This is a genomic window from Pelagibacterium mangrovi (assembly GCF_036662815.1).
Classification (GTDB): Bacteria; Pseudomonadota; Alphaproteobacteria; order Rhizobiales; family Devosiaceae; genus Pelagibacterium; species Pelagibacterium mangrovi.
The window spans coordinates 132,133-157,046 of sequence record NZ_JBAFXA010000007.1 but is presented as its reverse complement, the minus strand read 5'-3'; the positions used below and the strand labels follow the sequence as shown (position 1 = coordinate 157,046).

At 61.9% G+C, this 24,914-nt stretch carries 23 protein-coding genes; 11 read left to right on the top strand and 12 right to left on the bottom strand.

Translation table 11 applies throughout. The features are described 5' to 3' along the window. Positions 1-23 precede the first annotated feature (23 nt). On the bottom strand, positions 24-347 hold the full coding sequence (locus tag V4T21_RS13800; protein ID WP_332717776.1) for an ArsR/SmtB family transcription factor: 324 nt from the start codon (positions 345-347) through the stop codon (positions 24-26). A gap of 48 nt (positions 348-395) precedes the next feature. Between V4T21_RS13800 and V4T21_RS13795 the strand changes: the two genes are divergently transcribed. After that, a complete protein-coding gene (locus tag V4T21_RS13795) occupies positions 396-839 on the top strand; it encodes an SRPBCC family protein (protein ID WP_332717774.1) in 444 nt (147 codons plus the stop codon). Then, complete coding sequence (locus tag V4T21_RS13790; protein ID WP_332717772.1) at positions 836-1,291, top strand: SRPBCC family protein; 456 nt, start codon at positions 836-838, stop codon at positions 1,289-1,291. Before V4T21_RS13795 ends, V4T21_RS13790 begins: the two co-directional genes overlap by 4 nt. Here V4T21_RS13790 and puuE read toward each other — a convergent pair. Continuing rightward, positions 1,288-2,706: an allantoinase PuuE gene (puuE, locus tag V4T21_RS13785; protein ID WP_332717770.1), complete on the bottom strand. Its 1,419-nt coding sequence runs from the start codon at positions 2,704-2,706 to the stop codon at positions 1,288-1,290. The genes V4T21_RS13790 and puuE overlap by 4 nt on opposite strands. A gap of 145 nt (positions 2,707-2,851) precedes the next feature. On the opposite strand from puuE, the gene uraH reads away from it, so the two are divergent. From uraH to V4T21_RS13750, 7 genes are all read left to right on the top strand, one after another. After that, positions 2,852-3,208: a hydroxyisourate hydrolase gene (uraH, locus tag V4T21_RS13780; protein WP_332717768.1), complete on the top strand. Its 357-nt coding sequence runs from the start codon at positions 2,852-2,854 to the stop codon at positions 3,206-3,208. A gap of 2 nt (positions 3,209-3,210) precedes the next feature. Further along, positions 3,211-4,668: a xanthine dehydrogenase small subunit gene (xdhA, locus tag V4T21_RS13775; RefSeq protein ID WP_332717766.1), complete on the top strand. Its 1,458-nt coding sequence runs from the start codon at positions 3,211-3,213 to the stop codon at positions 4,666-4,668. Positions 4,669-4,888: 220 nt separating this feature from the next. Further along, positions 4,889-7,222 (top strand): xanthine dehydrogenase molybdopterin binding subunit, encoded by a 2,334-nt coding sequence (gene xdhB / locus V4T21_RS13770; protein WP_332717764.1) that lies wholly within the window; start codon positions 4,889-4,891, stop codon positions 7,220-7,222. Between the two features lie 283 nt (positions 7,223-7,505). Beyond that, on the top strand, positions 7,506-8,324 hold the full coding sequence (xdhC, locus tag V4T21_RS13765; RefSeq protein WP_332717762.1) for a xanthine dehydrogenase accessory protein XdhC: 819 nt from the start codon (positions 7,506-7,508) through the stop codon (positions 8,322-8,324). Positions 8,325-8,327: 3 nt separating this feature from the next. Further along, positions 8,328-9,557: a urate hydroxylase PuuD gene (locus V4T21_RS13760; RefSeq protein ID WP_332717761.1), complete on the top strand. Its 1,230-nt coding sequence runs from the start codon at positions 8,328-8,330 to the stop codon at positions 9,555-9,557. Beyond that, positions 9,554-10,858 (top strand): guanine deaminase, encoded by a 1,305-nt coding sequence (gene guaD / locus V4T21_RS13755; RefSeq protein ID WP_332717759.1) that lies wholly within the window; start codon positions 9,554-9,556, stop codon positions 10,856-10,858. The genes V4T21_RS13760 and guaD overlap by 4 nt, the downstream gene beginning before the upstream one ends. 87 nt (positions 10,859-10,945) lie before the next feature. Next, positions 10,946-13,111, top strand: a complete 2,166-nt coding sequence (locus V4T21_RS13750; RefSeq protein ID WP_332717757.1) for a malate synthase G — start codon at positions 10,946-10,948, stop codon at positions 13,109-13,111. Between the two features lie 123 nt (positions 13,112-13,234). On the opposite strand, the gene V4T21_RS13745 is transcribed toward V4T21_RS13750, so the two are convergent. Beyond that, a complete protein-coding gene (locus V4T21_RS13745) occupies positions 13,235-13,489 on the bottom strand; it encodes a hypothetical protein (RefSeq protein ID WP_332717755.1) in 255 nt (84 codons plus the stop codon). 196 nt (positions 13,490-13,685) lie between these two features. On the opposite strand from V4T21_RS13745, the gene V4T21_RS13740 reads away from it, so the two are divergent. After that, the gene (locus V4T21_RS13740) at positions 13,686-14,669 is read left to right on the top strand and encodes an ABC transporter substrate-binding protein (protein ID WP_332717753.1); all 984 of its coding nucleotides are present in this window, start codon (positions 13,686-13,688) and stop codon (positions 14,667-14,669) included. Here V4T21_RS13740 and ade read toward each other — a convergent pair. From ade to V4T21_RS13715, 5 genes are all read right to left on the bottom strand, one after another. Beyond that, positions 14,666-16,372: an adenine deaminase gene (ade, locus tag V4T21_RS13735; protein WP_332717751.1), complete on the bottom strand. Its 1,707-nt coding sequence runs from the start codon at positions 16,370-16,372 to the stop codon at positions 14,666-14,668. The two genes, V4T21_RS13740 and ade, sit on opposite strands and share 4 nt — an antisense overlap. A gap of 107 nt (positions 16,373-16,479) precedes the next feature. Next, complete coding sequence (locus V4T21_RS13730) at positions 16,480-17,553, bottom strand: BMP family ABC transporter substrate-binding protein (RefSeq protein WP_332717750.1); 1,074 nt, start codon at positions 17,551-17,553, stop codon at positions 16,480-16,482. 28 nt (positions 17,554-17,581) lie between these two features. Further along, on the bottom strand, positions 17,582-18,496 hold the full coding sequence (locus V4T21_RS13725; RefSeq protein ID WP_332717748.1) for an ABC transporter permease: 915 nt from the start codon (positions 18,494-18,496) through the stop codon (positions 17,582-17,584). After that, a complete protein-coding gene (locus V4T21_RS13720) occupies positions 18,489-19,583 on the bottom strand; it encodes an ABC transporter permease (protein WP_332717746.1) in 1,095 nt (364 codons plus the stop codon). Before V4T21_RS13720 ends, V4T21_RS13725 begins: the two co-directional genes overlap by 8 nt. Next, positions 19,580-21,115 carry an ABC transporter ATP-binding protein gene (locus V4T21_RS13715; RefSeq protein WP_332717744.1) on the bottom strand — a complete coding sequence of 512 codons (1,536 nt, stop codon included), beginning with the start codon at positions 21,113-21,115 and terminating at the stop codon, positions 19,580-19,582. Before V4T21_RS13715 ends, V4T21_RS13720 begins: the two co-directional genes overlap by 4 nt. A 232-nt stretch (positions 21,116-21,347) precedes the next feature. On the opposite strand from V4T21_RS13715, the gene V4T21_RS13710 reads away from it, so the two are divergent. Further along, positions 21,348-21,731: a hypothetical protein gene (locus V4T21_RS13710; RefSeq protein ID WP_332717742.1), complete on the top strand. Its 384-nt coding sequence runs from the start codon at positions 21,348-21,350 to the stop codon at positions 21,729-21,731. A 2-nt stretch (positions 21,732-21,733) separates the two neighbouring features. On the opposite strand, the gene V4T21_RS13705 is transcribed toward V4T21_RS13710, so the two are convergent. From V4T21_RS13705 to V4T21_RS13690, 4 genes are all read right to left on the bottom strand, one after another. Beyond that, positions 21,734-22,186, bottom strand: coding sequence for a DUF6841 family protein (locus V4T21_RS13705; protein WP_332717740.1), 453 nt, complete (start codon positions 22,184-22,186; stop codon positions 21,734-21,736). 26 nt (positions 22,187-22,212) lie between these two features. Further along, entirely contained in the window at positions 22,213-23,742 is a 1,530-nt protein-coding gene (locus V4T21_RS13700) for an alpha,alpha-trehalose-phosphate synthase (UDP-forming) (protein ID WP_332717738.1), read from the bottom strand. Further along, positions 23,739-24,542: a trehalose-phosphatase gene (gene otsB, locus V4T21_RS13695; RefSeq protein ID WP_332717736.1), complete on the bottom strand. Its 804-nt coding sequence runs from the start codon at positions 24,540-24,542 to the stop codon at positions 23,739-23,741. The genes V4T21_RS13700 and otsB overlap by 4 nt, the downstream gene beginning before the upstream one ends. A 161-nt stretch (positions 24,543-24,703) precedes the next feature. After that, the gene (locus V4T21_RS13690) at positions 24,704-24,901 is read right to left on the bottom strand and encodes a hypothetical protein (RefSeq protein WP_332717734.1); all 198 of its coding nucleotides are present in this window, start codon (positions 24,899-24,901) and stop codon (positions 24,704-24,706) included. Between the last annotated feature and the right edge of the window lie 13 nt (positions 24,902-24,914).

Here is a 24,914-nt window from a genome sequence, read left to right as displayed (position 1 = left end):
TGGAGCATGCGCTTTATCCATTGTCACGCCCCAAGCTCGGTCTCCAGCCGGGACATCATGCTCACCGCGTTGCGTGCGTAGTCGCCGATCCAGCGGTCGTGGATGGATTTGATCGGCAGCGCGTTCAAATGGTTCCAGCGTTCGCGCCCCTCCTTGCGCGCAACGATCAGCCCAGCGCCCTCGAGCACCTTCATGTGCTGCATCACCGTGCACCGGTCGATCTCGGGAAACAGCGCCACGAGCTGCCCAGTCGTCTTGGGCTCGGTCTTGAGCGCGTCGAGGATCGCCCGCCGCCGCCGGTCGGCGAGCGCCTTGAAGATCCTGTCCGAATCATCGTCACTTGACATGTTATTAATTTATAACATAATAGGGAAAACGCAAGGAGAGTGAGGAAAATGGATTTCAAATTCACGGTATCGGGGCGTATCGCAAAGCCGGTGCATGAGGTGTTCGAGGCAGTGGCCGATCCCAAGAAGCTCTCCGGCTATTTCACCACCGGCGGCGCACAGGGACGGCTCGAAACGGGCACCACGGTCACCTGGGACTTCCACGATTTCCCCGGCGCGTTTCCCGTCGAAGTTGTCGAGGTCGAAAACGACAAGCGCATCGTCCTGCGCTGGGACGCCGATGATGGCGATAAAACCACCGTCACCATGAATTTCGAACCTCTGGACGACAACACCCGCACGCTGGTGTCGATCACCGAGGAAGGATGGAAAGAGACCGAAGCCGGCCTCAAATCCTCCTACGGCAATTGCGAGGGCTGGACCGGCATGCTCGCCGCCATGAAAATCTATCTCGAACACGGCATCAATCTGCGCGAAGGCTTTTACAAATGACCGATACGGTCACCGCCGTCGCGCGACACGAATTCACCACGCTCACGCCCGAGCAGATCTATGACGCGTGGCTCGATCCCGCGACGGTGCGCGCCTGGGGCGGCCGCAACCTCAAGGGCCGCGACCCATCCTCGGCGGTGACGAGGATCGAAATAGACCCCAGGGTTGGTGGCCGCTTCCTCTTCGCCGATATCCGCGACGGGGAAGAAACCGAAGCATGGGGCTATTATCGCGCGCTCGAACGACCGAGCCGGATCGTCTTCACGTGGTTCACGAGCCCTGAAGAGGAAGAAGAGGACAATTCCACCGTCGCGCTCGAACTCGCCACCAAGGGCTCCGGCTGCGTGGCCACCATGAGCCATGCGATGAGCGCCGAATGGGCCGATTATCTCGACCAAACGGCCAACGCCTGGCGCGGCATGCTTAAGGCGATCGAGGATACGCTCTCCTAATCCGCAAACAGTGCCTCGATCCTGAGCTGGGCGATGCGCTCCACCTGCGCGCAGGCGGTAGCGAATTCCGTGGCGCGGTCGTTTTCGATACGCTTTTCGAACGCATCGAGGATAGAGGCCTTGGTGTTGTCGCGCACCGCGATGATGAAGGGAAAGCCGAACTTTTCGACATAACGCGTGTTGAGATCGGTGAAATTCTCGCGTTCCCTGTCCGTCAGCGCGTCGAGTCCGGCCGAAGCCTGCTCGGCGGTCGACTCTTCCGTCAGCCGCTTGGCCGCCGCCAGCTTGCCCGCAAGGTCGGGATGGGCGCGCAACACGTTCAGCCGCTCATCTTCGGATGCCATGCGGAACTGATTGCGCAATGCGAAATGGATGCCGAGCGGCGTATCGTTGGCCGGCCCCAGTTCGTTCTCGAAAGCGCGCTGGGCGATGAAGGGCGAATGCTCGAACACGCCCCCGAACGTCGCCATGAACGTCCCCGCATCCATCCGTGACGGCGCGAGCCGGGGCGGCTGGTAGGGATGCTTCTCAGCCCAATGGCGTGCGATATCGAGCCGCCGTGCCACCCACACCTTCTCGAACCCCGCAATATACTCGACGAAGCGCCTCAGCCCTTCGAACCGGCCCGGCTGCCCCGCCAGCCGACAATGCAGCCCAACCGACATCATCTTTGGACTGCCCGCCTCCCCCTCGCGATAGAGGCAGTCGAAACTATCCCTGAGGTGAGAAAAAAACTCGTCGCCATTGGCAAAGCCCGAGGCGGTGACGAACCGCATGTCGTTATTGGCCAACGTATAGGGGATGACGAGCTGCGGCTTGGCGTTATGAATCCGCCAATAGGGCAGATCATCGTCATAGGTGTCCGAGATGTAGGCAAAGCCGCCCTCCTCGGATACCAGATCGACAGTGTTGATTGAGCACCGCCCCGTGTACCAACCGAGCGGACGCGCGCCCGTCGCCACCTTATGCAGGCGCACCGCCTCGGCGATTTGGATCGCCTCGTCCTCGCGCGCCATGTCCTTGTGCTCGACCCATTTATAGCCGTGCGATGCGATTTCCCATTCGGCGTCGAGCATGGCCTGCACCTGATCGGGCGCGCGCATCAGGGCCGTGGCGACGCCAAACACCGTGACGGGCAGATTGGCCTCGGCAAACAGCCGATGCAGCCGGTAGAACCCCGCACGGGCGCCGTACTCGTACATCGACTCGATGTTCCAATGCCGCAGGCCCGACCAGGACGTGGCGCCGATCACATCGGCCAGAAACGCCTCCGATCCCTGGTCGCCGTGCAGAACGCTGTTCTCCCCGCCTTCCTCGTAATTGAGAACGAACTGCACCGCCACATTGGCTCCGCCGGGCCAGTCGGCATGGGGCGGGTTGGGGCCATAACCAAGCAGATCGCGGGGGTAACGCATGGAGGAACTCCGGGGAGTGGTCGAGAGGGTCAACATAGACGGAAAAATTTGGACCATGTGGTAAAAAATTGTCCGCCGACCCCCTTCCGCCCGCCGATATTTGGGTTGATAGTCCGGGGTAAATCCAATGGCGCTTGGAGGAGCAATGATTGGAAGCGGGAGGCTGACGACCCACGTCCTGGACACCGCCAACGGGCATCCCGCCCGGGGGATGACCATCGATCTTTACAGAATTGCGGGTGACGACGCGGTGCTGGAAACCTCAATGGTCACCAATGATGACGGCCGGTGCGACGGGCCTCTACTCGAAGGCGAACAACTCGGCGCCGGCGCCTATCGGCTTTGCTTTCACGTCGGGGATTATTTCAGCCGCGTCAGCGGATTGCCTGTGACCTTCCTCGATGTCGTCGCCGTCGATTTCCGGATCAGCGATCCGGCGGCCCATTATCACGTGCCGCTGCTCGTCTCGCCGTATGGCTATTCGACCTATCGCGGGAGTTGATATTGGCCCCCCGCACGGCGATCCGCTTCTATCTTAATGACGATCTCGTCGTGCTCACCGATGTGGCGCCCGACCGGACATTGCTCGATTTTCTACGCCTCGACCGAACGCTCAGGGGCACCAAGGAAGGCTGTGCCGAGGGTGATTGCGGGGCTTGCACCGTCCTGATTGGCGGGCGCGACGGCGATGGCGTCACCTATCGCGCCGCCAATGCCTGCATCGGTTTCGTCACCATGCTGGACGGCAAGCATGTGGTGACCGTCGAGCATCTGCGCGGCGCCGATGGCCGCCTGCATCCGATTCAGCAGGCGATGGTCGATCACCACGGCAGCCAGTGCGGGTTCTGCACGCCGGGGTTCGTGATGAGCCTTTATGGCCTCTGGCTCACCAACCCCAGCCCGTCGGTGCCGGATATCGAAAAGGCTTTGCAGGGTAATCTCTGCCGCTGCACGGGCTATGCGCCCATCGTGCGTGCGGCCCAGGCGGTTTCGAACTATGGCAGCGCGCTCGAAGACACGCTCAACGCCGAGCGTGCTTCCATCGCGGAAAAGCTCGCAGCGCTCGATGACGGTCGCCGGGTGGTTATCGAAAGCGCGCGCGGTCGCACGGTGATCCCTTCCGACGTGGACGATCTGGCCGCCGTGCTGGAGGAGATGCCCGAAGCGACGATCATTGCCGGGGCGACCGATGTGGGACTGTGGGTCACCAAATTCATGCGCGATGTCGCGCCAGTCGTGATCATCGGGCATTTGATGCGCGAGATACACCTCGACGCGGACAAGATCGTTTTCGGGGCAGGGGTCAGTTATTCCCGAGCCTTCCAGATCATCGCTCGGCACATCCCGCAGATGACCGAACTCTTCGACCGCATCGGCGGTGCTCAGGTGCGCAATATGGGCACCATCGGCGGCAACATCGCCAATGGCTCGCCCATCGGCGACACCCCGCCACCATTGATCGCACTTGGCGCCGAAGTGACTCTGCGCAAGGGGAACGCGCGACGGATGGTGCGGCTCGAAGATTTCTTCATTGCCTATGGCAAGCAGGATCGGCAAAAGGGCGAATTCGTGGAATCGGTTACGGTTCCGCTGCCGGCGACCGATGAATTCTTCGGCGTTCACAAGGTCACCAAGCGGCGTGACGAGGACATCACCGCCACCCTTGGCGCGTTCCGGATCAGGGTGCGCGACGGCGCCGTGGCCGAGGCGGTGATCGCCTATGGCGGCATGGCCGGAACCCCGAAACGGGCCTCGGCGGTGGAAACGGCGTTGGTTGGCAAGCCCTGGTCGCTCCAAACCATCGAAGCCGCCATGGATGCCTTCGAAACCGATTTCCAGCCTTTGACCGATTGGCGCGCCAGCGCGGAATACCGGATGCTGGCGGCGAAAAATCTCCTGATGCGCTTTTATCTGGAGAACGCGGAAGGCCCGGCCCATATCGTGCGGCATGAGGTGGCGTGATGGGAAATTTCGATCTCTCGCGCCTGCTGAAACTCAGCGCACCCCTCATCCCCAACCCTCCTCCCTCAAAGGGAGAAGGGGGCTCCTCTGGCAGCGCTTCCGTTCTTATCGCGATGCAGCCCGCGTCTTCCCTTCTTCCCTTGAGGGAGAAGGTGGCCGCGAAGCGGTCGGATGAGGGGGGCGCCGAGCGTCCGCGCACCACAACGCTCGAGCTTATCCCATGACCGCCCTCGACCCCAAACCCACCATCCGCGGCGGCGTCCACAAGCCCCAGAAGCACGATTCCGGCCACAAGCATGTTTCCGGCACCGCCGAATATATCGACGACATGCTCGAACCCGCCGGCACCCTCCACGCCTATCTTGGCCTGTCCACCTGTGCCCACGGCGAAATCCAGTCCCTCGATCTTGCTGCGGTTCGCACGGCCCCCGGTGTCGTCGGTGTCCTTACCGCCGAGGACATTCCCGGCCACAACGACATTTCGCAGCCCGGCAAGCATGACGAACCGATCTTTGCCCAAACCAAGGTAGAGTTCCACGGCGAGCCGCTATTTGCCGTCATCGCCACTACCCGCGAAGCCGCGCGGCGGGCGGCAAAGCTGGCCCAAGTACGCTACACCGATCTGCCTTCAATCCCCGATATCGCCGCCGCGCGTGAGGCCGGCGGCACCCTCGTTACGCCCGGCATGAAGCTCGAACGCGGCAACGTAGCCGCCAGCCTCGCCGCCGCCAAACACCGTATCACCGGCTCGATGGCCATGGGCGGGCAGGACCATTTCTACCTCGAAGGCCAGATCGCATTCGCTATGCCGGGGGAAGACGAGGACGTCACCGTCCATTCCTCCACTCAACACCCGAGCGAAGTCCAGCACATGGTCAGCCACGCGCTTGGCATCCCCTCCAACGCCGTCAACGTCGTCGTCCGGCGCATGGGCGGTGGGTTCGGGGGCAAGGAGACGCAGGGAAATCTGTTCGCCGTCGTCGCGGCCATTGCGGCGAAAAAATTCAACCGCGCCGTCAAGATCCGCCCCGACCGCGATGACGATATGATCGCCACCGGCAAGCGGCATGATTTCGTTGTCGACTACGATGTGGGGTTCGATGACGATGGCCGCATCGAGGCCGTCGACGCGGTTTATGCGGCGCGTTGCGGGTTCTCCGCCGATTTGTCCGGCCCGGTGACCGACCGGGCGCTCTTTCACGCCGATAACGCCTATTTCTATCCCAACGTCCGGCTGGTTTCCCAGCCGCTCAAGACCAATACCGTCTCCAACACCGCGTTCAGGGGGTTCGGCGGGCCGCAAGGCATGGTGGGGTGCGAACGGTGGATCGAGGAGATCGCCTATGCGCTCGGTAAGGACCCGCTCGATATCCGCAAGGCCAATTTCTACGGCGAGAGGGACAGGAACGTCACCCCCTACCACCAGACCATCGAGGACAATATCATCGCCCGTCTCATCGACGAGCTCGAAACCAGCGCCAATTACCGCCAGCATCGGGCGGAGATCGTCGCGTTCAACGAGACGTCCCGCGTGCTCAAGCGCGGCATCGCGCTGACGCCGGTCAAGTTCGGGATCAGCTTTACCCTCACCGCCTACAATCAGGCCGGGGCGCTGGTGCATGTCTATCGGGACGGCTCGGTGCATCTCAACCACGGCGGCACCGAGATGGGGCAGGGGCTTTACATCAAGGTTGCCCAAATCCTGGCCGATTGCTTCCAGATCGATCTCGACATGGTCAAGATCACCGCGACGACCACAGGCAAGGTGCCCAACACCTCGGCAACCGCCGCTTCTTCCGGCTCGGATTTGAACGGCATGGCCGCCGCCAACGCCGCCGAACAGATCAAGGATCGCCTCGTTCGGTTCGCGATGGAAAAGTTCAACGTCCCCGAGGACGCCATATCGTTCGAACCCAATTGCGTCATGGTCGGCAACCAGCGCTATGATTGGGCCGATTTCATCGATCAGGCCTATCTCGCCCGCGTGCAGCTCTCTGCCGCCGGCTTCTACAAGACCCCCGACATTCACTGGGACCGCGCCGCCGGCAAGGGCAAGCCGTTCTTTTATTTCGCCTATGGCGCCGCGTGTTCGCAAGTCGTCGTCGATACGCTGACCGGCGAATACATGGTCGAGCGCGTGGACGTGCTGCACGATGTGGGCAAATCCCTCAACCCCGCCATCGATATCGGCCAGATCGAGGGCGGGTTCATCCAGGGCATGGGGTGGCTCACCACCGAGGAGCTCTGGTGGGACGGCAAGGGCCAACTGCGGACGCACGCGCCCTCGACCTACAAGATACCCGTGGTCTCGGATGTGCCCAAGGTGTTCAACGTCAAGCTCGCCGAATGGTCCGAAAACCGCGCCCCGACTATCCGCCGCTCCAAGGCGGTGGGCGAGCCGCCCTTCATGCTGGCGATCTCGGTGCTGGAGGCCATCTCGATGGCCGTTGCCAGCGTCGCCGACTACCGCATCGCCCCCCGAATAGACGCCCCCGCCACGCCGGAACGCGTGCTGATGACTGTGGAACGGCTCAAGCGCGAGGCCAAGGGGTGAGGGGGCATCACGAAAGCCGCTGGAAGCCGAGAGGCCGCGCACCCCTCACCCCCATCCCCTCTCCCTCAAGGGGAGAGGGGGGCTTTCTTTGCAGCGTCAATGATTTCCTTAACCCTTGGCCAAGAGCTACCCTTCTCCCCTTGAGGGAGACTTCGAGCTGTCCTTTGGCCAATCGTGCCGGTGGCACGATTGGAGGCGAGAAGGCCATGAGAGCTATGCTCGAATGGCAGGCCGCGAAGCGGTCGGATGAGGGGTGCGCTGAGCTTCCGTCAAGGTGCGACCTATGAGCATCACCCCGCACCACCTCCGCGATTTCCTCGACCGCCACGGCCAAGCGGTCCTCGTGGAAGTCACCGAAACCAAAGGCTCCACCCCCCGCGAGGCCGGCGCCTGGATGCTGGTTTCCCGCGATGCAGAAATCGGAACAATCGGCGGCGGGCAGCTCGAATTCCTCTCGATCGCCCGCGCGCGGGAAGCTCTTGCCTCCGGCGAAGCCGCCGCCGCGCTCGATATCCCGCTCGGCCCCGAAATCGGCCAATGCTGCGGTGGCCGCGTCGCCATTGGCATGCGCGCCATCGATGAGGATATGGCCCGCAGCCTCCGCGCGCGGGCCGAGGCCGAGTACGCGGCTCGCACCCATGTTTATGTCTTCGGCGCCGGCCATGTGGGCAATGCGTTGGGTCAGTCCCTGTCGCTCCTGCCGTTCCGCACGCTTTTGGTGGATAACCGCGCCGCCGAAATCAATCGCGTGCCCCAAGGGGTGGAAGCCCGCCACGTGCCGGTGCAAGAAGCGCTGGTCCGCGAGGCGCCGGCCAAGTCGTGCTTCGTCGTCCTCACCCATGACCACGGCCTCGATTTCCTCATCGCATCCGAAGCGCTGCTGCGGGGCGATGCGCTTTATGTGGGGATGATCGGGTCGAAGACGAAACGCGCCACCTTCAAAAGCTGGCTCTCGGATATGGGGCACGATACGGCTCTGATCGACAGGCTCATCATGCCCATCGGCGGGGCCGAGGTCAAAGACAAGCGGCCCGAAATCATCGCGGCGCTGACGGCCGCCGAAATCCTGCGCGCGGCGTTTGGCACATCAATTGGGGCGTAACCGATGAGCGATTTCACACTGCTTTGGGAATGGCTGGCGTTCGCCATGCGCTGGACGCATGTGATTGTGGGCATCGCCTGGATCGGCTCGTCCTTCTATTTCATCGCTCTCGATCTGGGCCTGCGCAAACACGCCGATCTCCCCGCCGGCGTGCAGGGTGAAGAGTGGCAGGTGCATGGGGGCGGGTTCTACCACATCAACAAATACATGGTCGCCCCGCCCAACCTTCCCGAGCATCTTGTCTGGTTCAAATGGGAGAGCTATTCGACCTGGCTGACCGGGTTCGCCATGCTCATCATCGTCTATTACGCCGGCGCCGATCTGTTTCTGATCGACCGCACAGTGTTTGACGTCGATGCCCCGGTGGCCATCGCCATTTCGCTGGCCTCTCTCGCAATCGGCTGGCTGCTCTACGACCTGTTGTGCAAATCCCCGCTCGGCAAAAGCCAGAACGGGCTGATGATCGTCCTGTTCCTCATCCTCCTCGCCATGGCCTGGGGCTATACGCAGGTGTTCACCGGCCGCGCCGCGTTCCTGCACATGGGCGCGTTCACAGCGACGATCATGTCGGCCAACGTGTTTTTCATAATCATCCCCAACCAGAAAAAGATCGTCGCCGCGATGAAGGCCGGCGAGGCGCCCGATCCAGCGCTGGGCAAGCAATCGAAACAGCGCAGCGTGCACAATAATTACCTCACGCTGCCGGTGCTGTTCTTCATGCTGTCCAACCACTATCCGCTGGCTTTCGCCACCGAATACAGCTGGGCCATCGCAGGCCTGATCTTTTTGATCGGTGTCCTTATCCGCCACTTCTTCAACACCATGCACGCGACGGGCGAGCGCCCGCACTGGACTTTCGCGCTGGCGCTGATCCTGTTCATCGGCATCGTCTGGTTGTCGAGCTATCCCAAGACCAGCGCCGATGCGGGTGCGGCAAGTCGCGCCGCGCAGGCGCTCATGTCTGACGTGCATTTTGCTGAAGCTTCCAATATCGTAATGGGACGTTGCGCCATGTGCCACACTGCCGAGCCGGTCTATCCGGGCGTTGCGGTAACGCCCAAGGCCGTGCGGCTCGATACGCCCGAACGGATCGCCGAGCATGCGCGCGAAATCTATATCCAGTCCGGCCGCAGCCACGCCATGCCGCCGGGAAACGTGTCGTTCATGACCGAACAGGAACGTGAATTGCTGGTCGTCTGGTACCAGTCGGTAACAGGGGAGCAGAGTTTTTGACGTCGAAGATATTGCGTGGGCGCGTGCTGACCTTCATTGCCGAGCCCCAAAGCCCGGACGATCACGCCAGCTATCGCTACATCGAGGATGGCGCCGTGGTTGTCGACGAGGGCAAGATCGTCTCGGTGGGCGAATGGAACGACGCCCTCAAGCTCACGGCACCGAAAGCCGAAATCATCGACCACCGGCCCGGCCTGATCCTGCCCGGCTTCATCGATACCCACGTCCACTACCCGCAGATGCAGGTCATCGGCTCGTATGCCAAGGACCTGCTCGAATGGCTCAACACCTATACCTTCATCGAGGAACAGCGCTTCGCCGACATGACCCATGCTGGCCGGATCGCGTCGGCGTTCTGCGACGAACTCGTGCGCTACGGAACGACGACAGCGGCGGTCTATTGCACGGTCCATCCCCAATCGGCCGAGGCCTTCTTCAAGGAAGCCCAAAAGCGCGACATGCGGATGATCGCCGGCAAGGTGATGATGGATCGCAACGCCCCCGAAGGTCTGCGCGACACCCCGCAGCAGAGCTATGACGATTCCAAGGCCCTTTTGGAGAAATGGGACGGCGTGGACCGGCTCCACTATGCCATCACCCCGCGTTTCGCGCTGACCTCGAGCCATGAACAGCTCGAAATGGCCCAGGATCTGGTGCGCGAGTTCCCCGACGCCTATGTCCAGACGCATGTGAACGAAAGCCTGGGCGAGATCGAATTCGCTAGAGAGCTTTACCCCAACCTCCCCGATTACCTGGGGATATACGAACATTATGGCCTGCTCGGGCCCAAAACCCTGCTCGGCCATTGCATCCATATGAACGACCGCGAAATTTCGGTGATGTACGAAACCGGATCGGTCGCGGTGTTCTGCCCCACGTCCAACCTGTTCATCGGCTCGGGGCTTTTCGACCGCCAGCGGATGATGGCCGGCAATGTGCGGATCGGGGTGGCGACCGATGTCGGCGGGGGCACCAGCTATTCCATGCTGCGCACGCTCGATGAGGGCTACAAGGTGCTGCAATTGCGCGGACAGCGGCTGTCGCCCATCGAGAGCTTTTTCATGATGACGCTGGGCAATGCGCGGGCGCTGTCGCTCGACCATGTGATCGGCTCGCTCGAAGTGGGCGCCGATGCCGATATCGTGGTGCTCGACGCCAAGGCCCTGCCGCATATGGCGCTCAAGATGGAACAGGTCGAGAGCTTGTCGGAAGAGCTGTTCCTGCTCCAAACCTGCGGGGATGATCGCGTGGTGGCCGAAACCTATGTGGCGGGCGAACCGGCCAAGTCGCGGCTGAGCTAGTTTCCACATCGCGGAACTGATTTCCGCCCCTGCTTGGCGAAAATCCATCGCCGGGTTATCGAGCAGGAAATGAGCAGGAGTGTTGCAATGAGCGATTATGTGATCCGCGCCGGCCTTAAGGTCGATGGGCGTTTAGCCTCATTCGTTGAAAACGAGGCGCTCGCCGGTGTTTCCGTAACCGCCGATGCCTTCTGGTCGGGCTTTGCCGAATTGATCGCTACCTATATGCCGGGCAATCGCGAGCTTCTGGAAATTCGCGACGGCATGCAGAACCGCATCGACGAGTGGCATCGGGACAATGGTCCGGTGGCCAAGGACCCTATGGCCTATGAGGATTTCCTGCGTGAAATCGGCTATATCGAGGACGAGCCCGAGGATTTCAGGATCGAAACCGAAAACCTCGATCCCGAGATTGCAACCCTGTGCGGTCCTCAGCTTGTCGTCCCCGTCTCCAACGCCCGTTATGCCCTCAACGCCGCCAATGCCCGCTGGGGAAGCCTCTACGACGCTCTCTACGGCACCGATGCCATCTCGCAAGAGGGCGATCTGGCGCCGGCGGCTCAATACAATCCCCAGCGCGGCGGAGAAGTGTTCGCGCGCGTCGGCCATTTCCTCGATGAGGCGTTTCCGCTCCTGGGCGTCAAGCATTGGGCGGTGACGCGTTATGGCGTCGATCAATCCGGCGACACCGCGCAACTGGTGATCGAAAGTCAGGACGGACCCGCTCGCCTTGCCCATCCCGAGGCCTTCGTCGGCTATGTGGAGGACGGTGACGTCACGCGGATCTTGCTCCGGCACCACGGCCTGCATGTGGAATTGGTGGTGGACGCCGGCCACCCGATCGGCAGCGAGCATCCCGCCCATCTGGCTGATGTGATCGTCGAAAGCGCGCTGACTACAATTCAGGATTGCGAGGATTCGGTCGCTGCGGTCGATGCGGAAGACAAGGTTGGCGTCTATCGCAATTGGCTCGGACTGATGAAGGGCGATCTGGCCGATACGTTCGAAAAGGGCGGCAGGACCGTCACGCGCCGCCTCAACGATGACCGGACCTATACCGCCCCGGGCGGCTCGCTGACGGTCAAGGGCCGCGCGTTGCAACTGGTGCGCAATGTCGGCCACCTCATGACCACCGATGCCGTGCTCGACGCCGAGGGCCAGCCCATCGGCGAAGGGGTGATGGATGCCCTCATTACGGCCCTCTGCGCCATGCACGACCTTGAGCGGCGGGCAAATTCGGCGACGGGATCGATCTACATCGTCAAGCCCAAGATGCATGGGCCGACCGAAGTGCTGTTCGCTTGTAATGTGTTCGGCGAAGTCGAAAAAATCCTCGGCCTGCCGGTCAATACCATCAAGATCGGCATCATGGACGAGGAGCGGCGGACATCGGCCAACCTCAAGGCGTGCATTCATGCGGCGCGCGAGCGGGTGTTCTTCATCAATACCGGCTTTCTCGATCGCACGGGCGACGAAATCCATACGGCAATGGAAGCCGGGCCGGTCCTACCCAAGGACAAGGTGCGCTCGGAGCGTTGGTTGCAGGCCTATGAGGACCGCAACGTCACCATCGGCATTGCCTGCGGATTTTCCGGCAGGGCGCAGATCGGCAAGGGCATGTGGGCCAAGCCCGACGATATGGCCGACATGATGGCCCAAAAGATCGGGCACCCCAAGGCTGGCGCAAATTGCGCCTGGGTGCCATCCCCGACGGCGGCGATCTTGCACGCGCTGCACTATCACGAGGTCGATGTGTTCGAGGCCCAGAAGCGCCGGCACAACGAGCCCATACCGCCGCTGCGCGAGCTGTTTTCCATGCCCGCGCTCGATCCCTCGATCCTTTCGGCAGAAGAGATCCAGCGCGAGCTGGACAACAACGCGCAAGGGATTCTTGGCTATGTTGTGCGCTGGATTGATCAGGGCATCGGCTGTTCGAAGGTGCCCGACATTAACGACGTGGCGCTAATGGAAGACCGTGCCACCTGCCGCATTTCCAGCCAGGCCATCGCGAATTGGCTCTGGCACGGGGTGGTGACGCAGGATGAGGTGGTCGCGACCTTCACCCGCATGGCCAAGGTGGTCGATGAGCAGAACGCGGGTGATCCGGCATACGAACGCATGAGCGACACCCCGGAATCTTCCCTCGCCTTTCAGGCTGCGCTCGCCCTCGCTCTCGAAGGGGCCGAACAGCCATCAGGCTACACCGAGCCGATCCTGCACGCAAAGCGCCGGGAAAAGAAGGCTGCGCGCTAGGGCCGGAGTGGTTGAGGCGATCACTTGGACTCGATTCAACGCCCTGAGAGCTATGCTCGAAGGGCCTTCCGGAATCCAGCGCAGCATCTGCCAGAAATACCGTCTGTGAACTAACCCCCGCGCTCACGAATGGGGCGGGGCTGCCCTGTCGCGGCGGTTCCGGCGCCAGATTTTCCACTGACGCTCGCCACGCAACACCGTCGCGCTCATCGGGCGCTGCAGAAACGGCAGGTCGATGGCCAGCAGCAACAGACCCAGCGGCAGCATCCAGATGCCGAGAATGGGCAGGAACGACAAAACCCCGCCGATCACCAGCACGATGCCGAGCGGTATGCGGATGAGCATCGCCCAGGGCTGACGCAGAACAAAGATCACCATCGCAAAGCGGGGAAACCTCGCTTCGAGGCGGAGGAAAAGGCGTTCGAGGCGAGACCGCTCTTTGTTCATGTGACAACAGATAATGGGGAAACCGGCTTAATCAAGCCCGATGAGAAGTTATCCGTAACTTGACTTGTCCGGTCATGTTAATTCATGAACATGCTGGATCGGCATCGTGGATCAAGCGGAGGACAGCATGGGACGAGCGGTACGAATTTGGGGGATGGTGATCGCCATGGCGTGGGCCTTGCCTGCAATGGCGCAGGAGTTTCCGCAGACGTTCGAGCATCGCTTCGGCACCACCGTCATTGAAGAGCAGCCCGAACGCGTGGTGACCCTCACCTATAGCGGAGCCGACCACTATCTGGCGCTGGGCGTGGTGCCGGTGGGGTTGCGGCATTGGTATGGCGAGTTTCCCCATTCGGTCTGGCCGTGGGCGCAGGATGCGCTGGGCGATGCGGAGCCGTTCGTGCTCACCGAGATCAATTACGAGCAGATCGCGGCGCTCCAACCCGATGTGATCGAGGGGATCGGTTCGGGGATCACCGAGGAACAATATGAGGAGCTTTCCCGGATCGCGCCGGTGATCGCCGCCGAAGCGCAATATACCGATTACTCCACACCCTGGGCCGAGCGTGCTCGCACCGTGGGCCGGATTGTCGGCCAGGGGGAGGAGGCCGATCGGCTGGTGGACGATCTCGAAGAACGGATTGCCGCGATTGCTGCCGAACATCCCGAATGGGGAGACATGGAAGCGGTGATCGCCTTCAATGTCACCTTCCCGGGCGTTTATCGCTCCGTCGATATTCGCGCCCAGCTTCTCGGACAACTCGGGTTTGCCACGCCCGACGCGATCGATGCGCTTGGCGACGAGGGAGACTTCAACGTCGAAATCTCCCAGGAAGACCTGACGATGCTCGAAGCGGACCTTCTAGTCTGGATCATCGGCGCGGGCAATGTCGAACAGATTCGCGGTCTCGCGCTGCGCGAACGGCTCGCCGCCCATCAGGAGGGCCGGGAAGTGTTCGCCGACTATCTCCTTTCGGGGGCCTTCTCTTTCGCCACCCCGCTCAGCCTCAACTACCTTCTCGACCGACTGGTGCCGCTCATCGAGGCGGCCGTGGATGGAGATCCGGCAACGCCCGTCGAAACGACTGTGGAAGCGGGACTGGCGCGTTAGACGAAATCGAATTTGTCCACGTCGAACAATCCCCTGTCGGTCATCTTCAGATGCGGGATGACGGGCAGGGCGAGAAACGCCACCTGAAGGAAGGGTTCGGGCAGCGTGCACTCAAGCGCCTGGGCGGCCTGCCGCAGGTGCTGGAGATGTTCGATGACGATTTCGAAGGGTTCGAGGCTCATCAAGCCCGCGATGGGCAGCGCGAGGTCGGCGAGGATTTCGCCTTCGCAGGCCACGGCGAACCCGCCGCCGATTTCGATCAGCCGATTGACCGCGAGCGCCATATCCTCATCGGTGACGCCCACCACCGTGATGTTGTGGCTGTCATGGCCGACCGATGACGCAATGGCACCGCGCTTGAGACCAAAGCCTTTGACGAAAGCCCGGCCGATATTGCCGTTGATGCCGTGACGTTCGATGACGGCCAGCTTGATGACATCGGCATCCGTATCCGGCATCAGGCTCCCGCCTTCAGAGGCCAGCGCGGCGCTTTCGCGGAAGGTGAGGATGAGGCCGGGCTTGACCCCGATCACCGGCACTTCGTTCTTGTCAGGATCGGCTGGCGTGAGGAAGGTCTTGGGCTCGACCGGCGTCGCCTTCATGGAATCGAGCCCCACCGGCGCGACGGCTTCCCGCGTCGGCCAGAGGTCAGGCGTCACCAGCCGCCCCGCCGAGATCACGTCCGAGACGCGGCACTCCTCAAGACTGTCGAGCAGCACGATATCGGCGCGCCAGCCCGGCGCGACGTGCCCGCGATCCTTGAGCCCGAAAATCCGAGCCGCCGAGTGGGACGCCGCACGATAGACGTGATGGAGGGGGCAGCCATGGGCGATCAGCCGCCGGATGGAACTGTCCAGATGGCCTTCCTCGGCGATATCGAGCGGGTTGCGGTCGTCGGTACAGAGCGCAACGAACGCCGAGGTATTTTCATCGAGGATTTCGGCAAGGGCGTCGAGGTCCTTGGAAACCGAACCCTCGCGGATCAGGATCGCCATGCCCTTGGCAAGTTTCTCGCGCGCTTCGGCGGCGCTGGTCGCCTCGTGGTCGGTGCGGATGCCGGCGGCGAGATAGCCGTTGAGGTCCTTGCCCGACAACAGCGGCGCATGGCCGTCGAGATGCCGATCCTGAAAGGCTTCGAGCTTTTTTAGAATCTGCGGATCGCCGGCCAGAACGCCGGGAAAGTTCATCATTTCGGCTAGCCCGATGACCTTGGGATGGTCGGCGAACGGCAGCAGGTCTTCGATCTCCAGCCGCGCCCCCGCCGTCTCGAACGCGGTAGCGGGCACGCAGGAGGAAAGATTGATCCTGATGTCCATGATCGTGCGCTCGGCGCAGTCGAGGAAATATCTTATCCCCGCCGCGCCGATCACGTTGGCGATCTCATGGGGATCGCAGACGACGGTGGTGACCCCTCGGGGGAGAACGCACCGGTCGAATTCTAGCGGGGTGACCAGCGAGGATTCTATATGCAGATGGGTGTCGATAAACCCCGGAACAGCGTAGCGTTCACCGCCATCTATCTCCGATCTCGACTCGTATATGCCGGATATGCCAACGATCCTGTCGGCGACGATCGCGATGTCGGTAAGCGTGATCTCCCCGGTAATCACGTCGAGCCGCCGGACGTTCTTGATCACCAGATCGGCCGGTTCAAGGCCCCGACCGGCGCGGATCATCCTGGCGAGGGTAGCGGCGTCGGTCATGATTTTCCCTTATCGTTCAAGCCCATGGTGGTCCTCGGCTCCGGCGCGGTCAAGAAACAAAAACGGCGGCATCGCTGCCGCCGTTTCCTGAATGCAGAACGCCCGGTTTACTGCGGCAACTGGTCGTCGATCCCCTCGACATAGAAGTTGAGGCCGAGCAGCGTCGCATCGTCGGCCTGCTCACCCTCAGCCAGCCAAACCGACCCGTCCTGCTTGTTGATCGGCCCGGTAAAAGGCACGAGATCGCCGGCAATGATGGCCGCTTCGGTTTCTTCGGCCAGCGCGGAGATATCCTCGGGCATGTTGGTGTAAGGCGCCATGGTCAGGATGCCTTGGGCCAGGCCGTCCCAGCGGTCAGAGGTTTCCCAGGTGCCGTCGATAACCGCCTGAATGCGCTCGATATAATAGGGCGCCCAGGTGTCGACGATGGCGGTGAGTTGGGTTTCCGGACCCGCTTCGATCATGTCGGAAGCCTGGCCGAATGCCTTGATCCCACGCGCCGCCGCTTCCTGCATGGGAGCGGTGGAATCTGTGTGCTGGGTGATGATATCGACTCCCTGATCCATCAGAACCTTGGCGGCATCGGCCTCGGCGCCCGGATCGTACCAGGAGTTGGCCCAGACGACCTTGACGGCAAAGTCGGGATTGATCGACTGCGCGCCGAGCATGAAGGCGTTGATGCCCTGGACAACTTCGGGGATGGGGAAAGAGCCGATATAGCCAGCGGTGCCGGTTTCCGACATGGAAGCGGCGATCACGCCCTGGATGTAGCGGCCTTCATAGAAACGGGAATTATAGACCGATACGTTCGCGGCGGTCTTGTAGCCGGTGGCGTGTTCGAAGAGCACGTCCGGGAACCGTTCGGCTACGGCGATCGTGGGGTCCATGAAGCCGAAGGAGGTGGTGAAGACGATGTCGCAACCCGAGCGTGCCAGGCGTTCGATGGCGCCTTCGGAATTGGCTTCGGCGATGTTTTCGATATAGCTCGTTTCGACGGCTTCGCCGAAATGCTCTTCGACCTGCATGCGGGCGATGTCGTGCGCCTGGCTCCAGCCGCCGTCGGTGTGAGAGCCGACATAGACGAAGCAGGCTTCCACCGGACCGTCCTGCGCGATGGCGGCGGGGACGAGGGTGGCCGAAAGCGCGGTGGCTGCCGCGAGGGTGGTGAGGAGCGTTTTCATGGGTTCCTTCCTTTGCGTGTCTTGTTGATTAACGATCCGGCACGAAGCTTTTGCCGAGGGTGGCAGGCGTATTGATCAGCGTCAGCCGCCGGTTCTGGGAGATGAGGACCAGAACGATGACGGTGGCGAGATAGGGCAGGGCGGAGAGGAACTGGGAGGGAATTCCCACTCCCAGCGCCTGTGCATGCAATTGGCCGATGGAGACGGCGCCGAAGAGATAGGCCCCGGCGAGAACGCGGAAGGGCCGCCAGGAGGCAAAGACCACGAGCGCCAGGGCAATCCAGCCACGGCCCGCCGACATGTTCTCGGTCCATTGGGGGGTGTAAACCAGCGACAAGTGCGCGCCGGCCAGTCCCGCGCAAGCGCCGCCGAACATCACCGCAAGATAGCGATAGCGGATGACCTTGATGCCCAGCGCGTGCGCCGAAGCGTGGTTGTCGCCGATCGCGCGCAGCGTGAGGCCGGCGCGGGTGCGGAACAGGAACCAGGCGACGCCGACGACCAGCGCAATCGATATATAAAATATTATGTCCTGACCGAAGAGCAGGCGGCCGATGATGGGCAAATCCGAGAGCACGGGAACATCGAGAACCGGCATGCGGACTGCCGAACGTCCGACATAAGGCTCGCCGATGAGACCGGATAGGCCGAGACCAAGAATGGTCAACGCCAGACCGGTGGCGACCTGATTGGTCGCGAAGGTCAGCGTGAGGACGGCGAAGAGCAAGGAAAGCGCGACACCGAAAAGAACGCCGACTATGGCGCCAAGATACGGATTTCCCGTCAGGATCATGCCGACGAAACCGCCGACGGCGCCCATGACCATCATGCCTTCGACGCCGAGATTGAGCACACCGGAACGCTCGACCACGAGTTCGCCCATGGCGGCCAGAAGCAGCGGCGTGGCTGCGGTTGCGATGGTCAGGAGGATCGACTCAAGCATCGGCAATCTCCCCCGCCGGTTTCGGCGATCGCGTGAGGCGGATGCGGTAGTGAATGAGGGTATCGCAGGCGAGGATGTAAAGCAGCAGGCAGCCTTGGAAGACGCGGGCAACCTTGTCGGAGAGGCCAAGGGAAATCTGCGCCGCCTCGCCACCCAGATAGGTGAGGGCGAGAACCAGCCCGGCGACGATGACGCCCAGCGGGTTCAACCGCCCCAGGAAGGCAACGATAATTGCCGTAAAGCCATATCCTGGAGAGATAATGGGACGGAGTTGGCCCGAAGCACCCGCCACTTCGATGATGCCGGCCAGCCCCGCGCAGGCGCCGGCGACCAGAAAGGCGAAGATCACCATCTTTTTTGCGTCGAACCCGGCGAAACGGCCGGCGCGCGGGCTAGCGCCGAGCACCTTGATTTCAAAGCCCTTGAGGGTGCGGCTGAGCAGCAGCCAAATGCCGAGCGCCACCAATATGGCGATGACGAAACCCCAATTGGCGCGCCCGTCGGCAGGCATCAATTCGGGTATGCGGGCAAATTCATGAAAGCGCACGGATTCAGGAAAGTTCATGCCGCCGGGGTTACGCCATGGGCCGCGAACCAGATAATCCAGGATCAGCTCGGCCACATAGACGAGCATCAGGCTGACGAGGATTTCGTTGGTGTTGAAGCGCGCCTTGAGAATGGCCGGGATAAAGGCCCATAGCGCTCCGCCCACAATGGCGAAGGCGAGCATCAAGGGCAGGACGAACGGGCCTTGCAGGTCGGTGAAAAGCACCGGAAAGATCGAGCCGGCCAGCGCGCCCATGATGAACTGGCCTTCGGCACCGATATTCCAGTTGTTGGAGAGATAGCAGACCGAAAGGCCCGCCCCCATGAGGATCAACGGCGCGGCCTTGATCAGCAATTCATGGATCGACCAAAGCTCGGTCAGCGGCTCGATGAAATAGATATAGAGCGCTTCGATCGGGTTATGGCCGAGGATGGCGAACATGATGGCGCCCGTCACGAGCGCCAGCGCAAGGCCGATCAGCGGCGAGAAAAAGCGCAGGGCGCGTGAGGGATTGCCGCGCTTGATGAGTTCGAGCCTCATGCCGATGCTCCTTCGGTCGCGCCCGACATCTTGAGGCCGATGGCGTTTCGGTTGGTCGCGGCGACGGGCTCGAAAGCGGAAAGATGGCCTTCGACAATGGCGGCAAGGCGATCGGCGAATTCGAAGAGTTCGTCGAGATCCTGGGAAATGACCAGAACCCCGGCACCGCCGGCGGCCAGATCGACAAGCGTTTGCCGGATGCGGGCGGCCGAGCCGGCATCCACGCCCCAGGTCGGCTGGTTGACGACGATTACGCGGGCGCCTTCGAGCACTTCACGGCCGATGATGAATTTTTGCAGATTGCCACCCGAGAGCGATTGCGCGGCCGGGTCTTCGGCGCTTTTGCGGACATCGAGCGTCTGGGTGATGGCATCGAGCAGTTTGCGCGCACGGTCGCGATTGAGAAACGGGCCAGACCTGAGGCTGGGATTGACGCCGTGGCGGGTGAGGATGACGTTCTCGCTGAGGGCGAAGTCGGGCACCGTCGCGTGACCGAGCCGTTCCTCGGAAATAAACACCGCTCCCATGGCGCGACGGGCGGAAATGTCGTCATGGCCTACCGATTTGCCGAGCAGTTTGACCTGGTCGGGGCGGCCGGCCGGCCGCTCGCCGGAGATGACGTCGAAAAGTTCCGATTGTCCGTTGCCGGCGATGCCGGCGATGCCGACGATTTCGCCGGGGTAGAGATCGAGGGAGACGTTCATGAGGCGGGTGCCGAAGACGTCGCGGGATTCCATCGAGAGATCGGTGACGGAAAGAAGGGGCTCGGCGCCGTGGGGTCGGGTTCTGGCAGGCCGGATCTGGTGAATGTCGGCCCCCACCATCATGCGGGCAATCGAGGCGGCGGATTCTTCGCGCGGAACGCAAGTGCCGACGACCTTGCCGTGACGCAGGATCGTCGCGCGTTCGCAGAGCACCCGCACTTCCTCGAGTTTGTGGGAGATATAAAGGATCGCCTTGCCCTCGGCGGAGAGCTTGCGCAGCACGGCGAAAAGATCTTCGACCTCCTGAGGGGTGAGCACGGAGGTCGGCTCGTCCATGATCACGAGGTCGGGGTGGCCCAGGAGGCAGCGGACGATTTCGATGCGCTGGCGTTCGCCAACCGAAAGATCGTGGACATAGGCTTCCGCCTTGAGCGGCAGGCCGTAGGCTCGCGAAATGGCTTCAAGCTCGGTGGCGACCGTTTTGAGCGAATTCGTGCCGGGCAGGGCCACGGCGACGTTTTCGGCTACCGTCAGGGCCTCGAACAGCGAAAAATGCTGGAAGACCATGCCGATGCCCAATTGGCGCGCATGGGCCGGGCTGGGGATGGTAACGGGCTTACCGCGCCAGACGATTTCGCCCTCGTCGGGCTGGAGCGCGCCATAGAGCATCTTGACGAAGGTGGATTTTCCCGCGCCGTTTTCACCCAGCAACGCGTGGATTTCTCCAGGATAGATATCGAGGTCCACGCAATCGTTAGCCTTGAAAGTCCCGAAAGACTTGGTCAGCCCCTTGAGGGACAAAAGCGGTTCACGGCCGGTTGCGCTCATCTGACGTCAAATTTAGACCAATTGGACAAAATGCACTATGTCGTCACCCATAGCGCGGCGCAAGGATGATTGCACCCTCTCTGGCGGGTTGTTGAACGCTATTTTTCGCCTGCCTATTTTCGCGGCGCTAGCGAAGGGAACGCGGAGCCCCGCACTGGCGTTAAGGTAAGCCGACCGCGTCGCGGCGGCCCGTACGGGCGCGGCAGAGTCCCGGCACACGAGGGATGCAGGAATGACCGACAACGGGCCCGAGCTCAACAAAACCGAAATGCGGCAGGGCAACAGCCGCAAGATGAACACGCGCGCCTTGATCTTTGGATTGATCGGGATCGTGATCCTTTTTGCGCTGGTCTATTGGTTCAGCACGTCAACCTATGACGACACCGCGACCACAACCGGCGCCGGCGAGACCATTGAAGACACCACCGCAGGCGAGGAGGTCGGTGACGATCTGACCGAACTTTCCACTCCGGCGCCCGAGGAACCCGAGGCGGCCCCGCCGGTTGAAAATACCGCTCCGGTCGAAGCGCCGGCAGAGACACCCGCCGAGGCACCGGCCGAAACGGAGGCGCCTGCCGAGACACCGGCGGAAACGGAAACGCCAGCCGCTCCCTGAGACTAGCGTTCGGCTGGGAGTGTCAAACCATATTGACGGTAAACGGCCATCTCATCTCCTGCCACGAAGCCGAAGATTTTAAGATGGCCGTCGCGCTCTTCGAGCATGTAGGCAACTGAAAACGGGATGGCGATCGTTTCGCCATCCTTTTCGTATTCGGCTCTGTAATGGACCTTGGCGAGGGAGTGTCCGTCATCGATATCGGTCACATCGACCCCGGTGACTTCCATCTTTTTCGTGCCGATCGATTTATAGAAGGCGTAACCCTTTTCGAGCGTTTCTCCGAAGGCTTCGTCATTGTCGCCCGTCATCACCGATCCAGGACCTGCGGCTATGAAGCTTTCCGAGAAATGGGACCGGATCGCCTTGACGTCGACGCGTTCGCCGAGCGAGCGATTATAGGCGGCCACGTAGCTGTCGAAGAAAGCATCGAAATCGGGCTTGGCTGATCGCACCTGAAAATCCCCCATGACGGCAGCGTCTATATTGCCGAAAAAACCGCCCGCAGCCAGGGCGGCAGCAGGAAACGTGGCGCCAGACGCTGGAGCGTCGTTCCGGTCGAATGGCCCAGCGCGGTGGTGGTGCGCTGCAGTATTGGATTTTTGCTGTCCTTATCGGGCTTTTCAGTGTCGTCGCCCCCGGTTTCCGTCGTCTCGCCGGTGAGCGCGCGGAGGTAGCTCTCGGCCCAGTTTTCGATGTTATGGGTGCGCGCCACCTCGAAGAGATGGCGCCAGCGCTCCTTGCGCTCGTCGAGCGGCATGGCCAGTGCGCGGCGCATGGCTTCTGCCGTCTCATCGGTATCGAAGGGATTGACGATCAGCGCGTCATGGAAAATCTCGGCCGCGCCGGCAAAGCGTGAGAGGACCAGAACGCCGGGGTTTTCGGGGTCTTGCGAGCCGACATATTCATGGGCGACCAGGTTCATGCCGTCGCGCAGGGGAGTGACGAGGCCGACGCAGGCGAGGCGGTAGAGACCGGCCAAAGACGCTTGGGCGTAGGCGCGTTTCACATAGGTGATCGGGAGCCAATCGGGTTCGGCGAAACGTCCGGTGAGCCGTCCCACCGTCGTATCCAGCTCATCGGAAATGACCTGGTATTCCTTGATCGTATCGCGCGATGGCGGGGCGATCTGGATCATGTGGACCACGCGGCGCAGGCTGGCGTTGTTTTCCAGCAATTTCTCATAGGCCTGCACGCGCTGGGGGAGGCCCTTGGAATAGTCGAGCCTGTCGACGCCCAGGATCATGGCGCGCCCGTTCATGGCACGCTCGACTTTCTTGTACATCTTGCGCGCGTTGGGGCTGACGGCGAGCTTGGCGAAGGCATCGGGGTCCGAGCCGATGGGGAAGGCTTCGATCGTCGTGTCGCCGAGATCGAGTTCGACAGGGGTCCCGCCCGCTTGTCGATACATCTCCTCATGAGCGAGGAATTCGTTGAAGGCGGCGACATCGCGCTGGGCCTGCATGCCGACGAGATCGTAGGCGAGCAGGTCGTTGAGCAATTCCTCGTGGTGGGGAATGGCGTTCAGCGCGTCGGGCGTGGGGAAGGGGATGTGGAGATAGAAGCCGATCTTGTTGCGAATATTGCGGCGGCGCAATTCGGTCGCGAGCGGGATCAGGTGGTAGTCATGAACCCAGATAATATCGCCGGGTTGGACGTGCTTTGCGATTGCATCGGCGAACTGGGCGTTGACGCGCCTGTATCCTTCATACCAGTGCGACTGGATGTCGGTGAGATCGAGCCGGAGGTGGAAGGAGGGCCAGAGGATCGAGTTGGAAAAGCCGGCATAATAGGATTGGTGGTCGGATCGCGTGAGATCGATCGAACCGATGCGCATGCCGTCGATGGTTTCGAAACGAGCCTCTTTTTCCGGACGTTCGGAGAACGCCCCCGACCAACCGAACCAAAACCCGTCACGGGTGGAGAGCGTTTTCTTGAGCGCTACGGCGAGGCCGCCGGCGGCGGGAGCCTTTCCCGGTATTCGATTGGAAACGATGATGAGACGGCTCATTTGACCATGCCTTCCTGAACGCCCGTGTCCACGGAAGCGTGCGATGCGCGGTTTCGTTCCCTTTCGATAAGGGCGTCGAAATAGTCGTATAGCTGGGCGATATCGGCGAGGATGAAGCGGGCGCGGGTCTCTCCCTCGCCGATCCTGATGCCGAACCCGCCGAGGCGATCGGCGGCGGCGAAACCGTCCTCGTCGGTTACGTCGTCGCCGATGAAAATGGGCGTGCGGCCGGCGAACGGATTAACATGCAGCAAGCGCTCGATGGCCGAGCCCTTGTTGGCCCCCTCCGGCCTTGCCTCGATGACCATCTTGCCCGCAATCGCATGAAAATCGTTGAACCCTTCGAGCGCCCGCGCCATGGCCGCACGCGCTATCGCCTCTTTTTCGGGGACGGCGCGGTAATGAACGGCAACGCCGGTCGGTTTGGGTTCGATGAGAATGCCAGTCTGCCCATCCAGCGTATCCGCAAGGCGCCGGGCGATGGCGGCGGCGGCGTTGAGGGTTTGGACATCGGCGGCTTCGCGGCGTCCGAGCAGGCGGCGTTCGGCGCCGTGGCCGCCACTGACGGCAAATTGCTGCGAAGGAAGAAAGCCGTCGATGGCGTCTATGGTTCGGCCGGTGACGACGGCGACGGCTCCGTCGAGAGCTGAATACAGAGAGCGCAACCGGTCGGGGAGACCGGGCGGAACTATGACCGCGTCCGGGCTGGGGGCAATATCGACGAGCGTTCCGTCGAAATCGACGAAAAGCGCTACTGGGCCCGGGCCCGCGGCTAGAATAGCCGAAACCGTGTCGTGCATAACCTCTGATCTGATTGTTGCGTATACTCCGCCCGGTCAATGTCGCGAAAGAACAAATAGTTCCTATCGCTGGCGAACCTTGCGATCACGCCATCGTCATCACCACTCGTTTCAACTTTTACGAAGGTCTGGCCAGGGTGTCCCGGCCAGACGTGTTCAGTTCAACGCAGCAAACTGGCCTGGGTCGTGGCGCCAGAGGCTTGGCAGCCGGTTTGGCTGACGGCATCGAAACAGGCAAGGCTGGTTACGCCGCTTTCAGGCGCTCCCGTCAATCCATTGGCTTGGGTAATCGTCAGGATGACGATGAACAGGCTGGCCGCAAGGGCGGTCAGGCTGACGAGGCGTGGCGTGGTCATCATGGTGGCCTCCCGC

What these genes read in the sequence shown, in the direction of transcription:
- xdhB (WP_332717764.1), top strand. Translation starts at nt 4,889, where the DNA reads ATGACCGCCCTCGACCCCAAACCCACCATCCGCGGCGGCGTCCACAAG.
- V4T21_RS13790 (WP_332717772.1), top strand. Translation starts at nt 836, where the DNA reads ATGACCGATACGGTCACCGCCGTCGCGCGACACGAATTCACCACGCTC.
- V4T21_RS13700 (WP_332717738.1), bottom strand. Translation starts at nt 23,742, where the DNA reads ATGAGCCGTCTCATCATCGTTTCCAATCGAATACCGGGAAAGGCTCCC.
- otsB (WP_332717736.1), bottom strand. Translation starts at nt 24,542, where the DNA reads ATGCACGACACGGTTTCGGCTATTCTAGCCGCGGGCCCGGGCCCAGTA.
- V4T21_RS13760 (WP_332717761.1), top strand. Translation starts at nt 8,328, where the DNA reads ATGAGCGATTTCACACTGCTTTGGGAATGGCTGGCGTTCGCCATGCGC.
- V4T21_RS13745 (WP_332717755.1), bottom strand. Translation starts at nt 13,489, where the DNA reads ATGGTGATCTTTGTTCTGCGTCAGCCCTGGGCGATGCTCATCCGCATA.
- xdhC (WP_332717762.1), top strand. Translation starts at nt 7,506, where the DNA reads ATGAGCATCACCCCGCACCACCTCCGCGATTTCCTCGACCGCCACGGC.
- V4T21_RS13795 (WP_332717774.1), top strand. Translation starts at nt 396, where the DNA reads ATGGATTTCAAATTCACGGTATCGGGGCGTATCGCAAAGCCGGTGCAT.
- V4T21_RS13715 (WP_332717744.1), bottom strand. Translation starts at nt 21,115, where the DNA reads ATGAGCGCAACCGGCCGTGAACCGCTTTTGTCCCTCAAGGGGCTGACC.
- V4T21_RS13740 (WP_332717753.1), top strand. Translation starts at nt 13,686, where the DNA reads ATGGGACGAGCGGTACGAATTTGGGGGATGGTGATCGCCATGGCGTGG.
- V4T21_RS13690 (WP_332717734.1), bottom strand. Translation starts at nt 24,901, where the DNA reads ATGATGACCACGCCACGCCTCGTCAGCCTGACCGCCCTTGCGGCCAGC.
- V4T21_RS13800 (WP_332717776.1), bottom strand. Translation starts at nt 347, where the DNA reads ATGTCAAGTGACGATGATTCGGACAGGATCTTCAAGGCGCTCGCCGAC.
- V4T21_RS13710 (WP_332717742.1), top strand. Translation starts at nt 21,348, where the DNA reads ATGACCGACAACGGGCCCGAGCTCAACAAAACCGAAATGCGGCAGGGC.
- ade (WP_332717751.1), bottom strand. Translation starts at nt 16,372, where the DNA reads ATGACCGACGCCGCTACCCTCGCCAGGATGATCCGCGCCGGTCGGGGC.
- V4T21_RS13720 (WP_332717746.1), bottom strand. Translation starts at nt 19,583, where the DNA reads ATGAGGCTCGAACTCATCAAGCGCGGCAATCCCTCACGCGCCCTGCGC.
- V4T21_RS13725 (WP_332717748.1), bottom strand. Translation starts at nt 18,496, where the DNA reads ATGCTTGAGTCGATCCTCCTGACCATCGCAACCGCAGCCACGCCGCTG.
- V4T21_RS13750 (WP_332717757.1), top strand. Translation starts at nt 10,946, where the DNA reads ATGAGCGATTATGTGATCCGCGCCGGCCTTAAGGTCGATGGGCGTTTA.
- V4T21_RS13730 (WP_332717750.1), bottom strand. Translation starts at nt 17,553, where the DNA reads ATGAAAACGCTCCTCACCACCCTCGCGGCAGCCACCGCGCTTTCGGCC.
- uraH (WP_332717768.1), top strand. Translation starts at nt 2,852, where the DNA reads ATGATTGGAAGCGGGAGGCTGACGACCCACGTCCTGGACACCGCCAAC.
- puuE (WP_332717770.1), bottom strand. Translation starts at nt 2,706, where the DNA reads ATGCGTTACCCCCGCGATCTGCTTGGTTATGGCCCCAACCCGCCCCAT.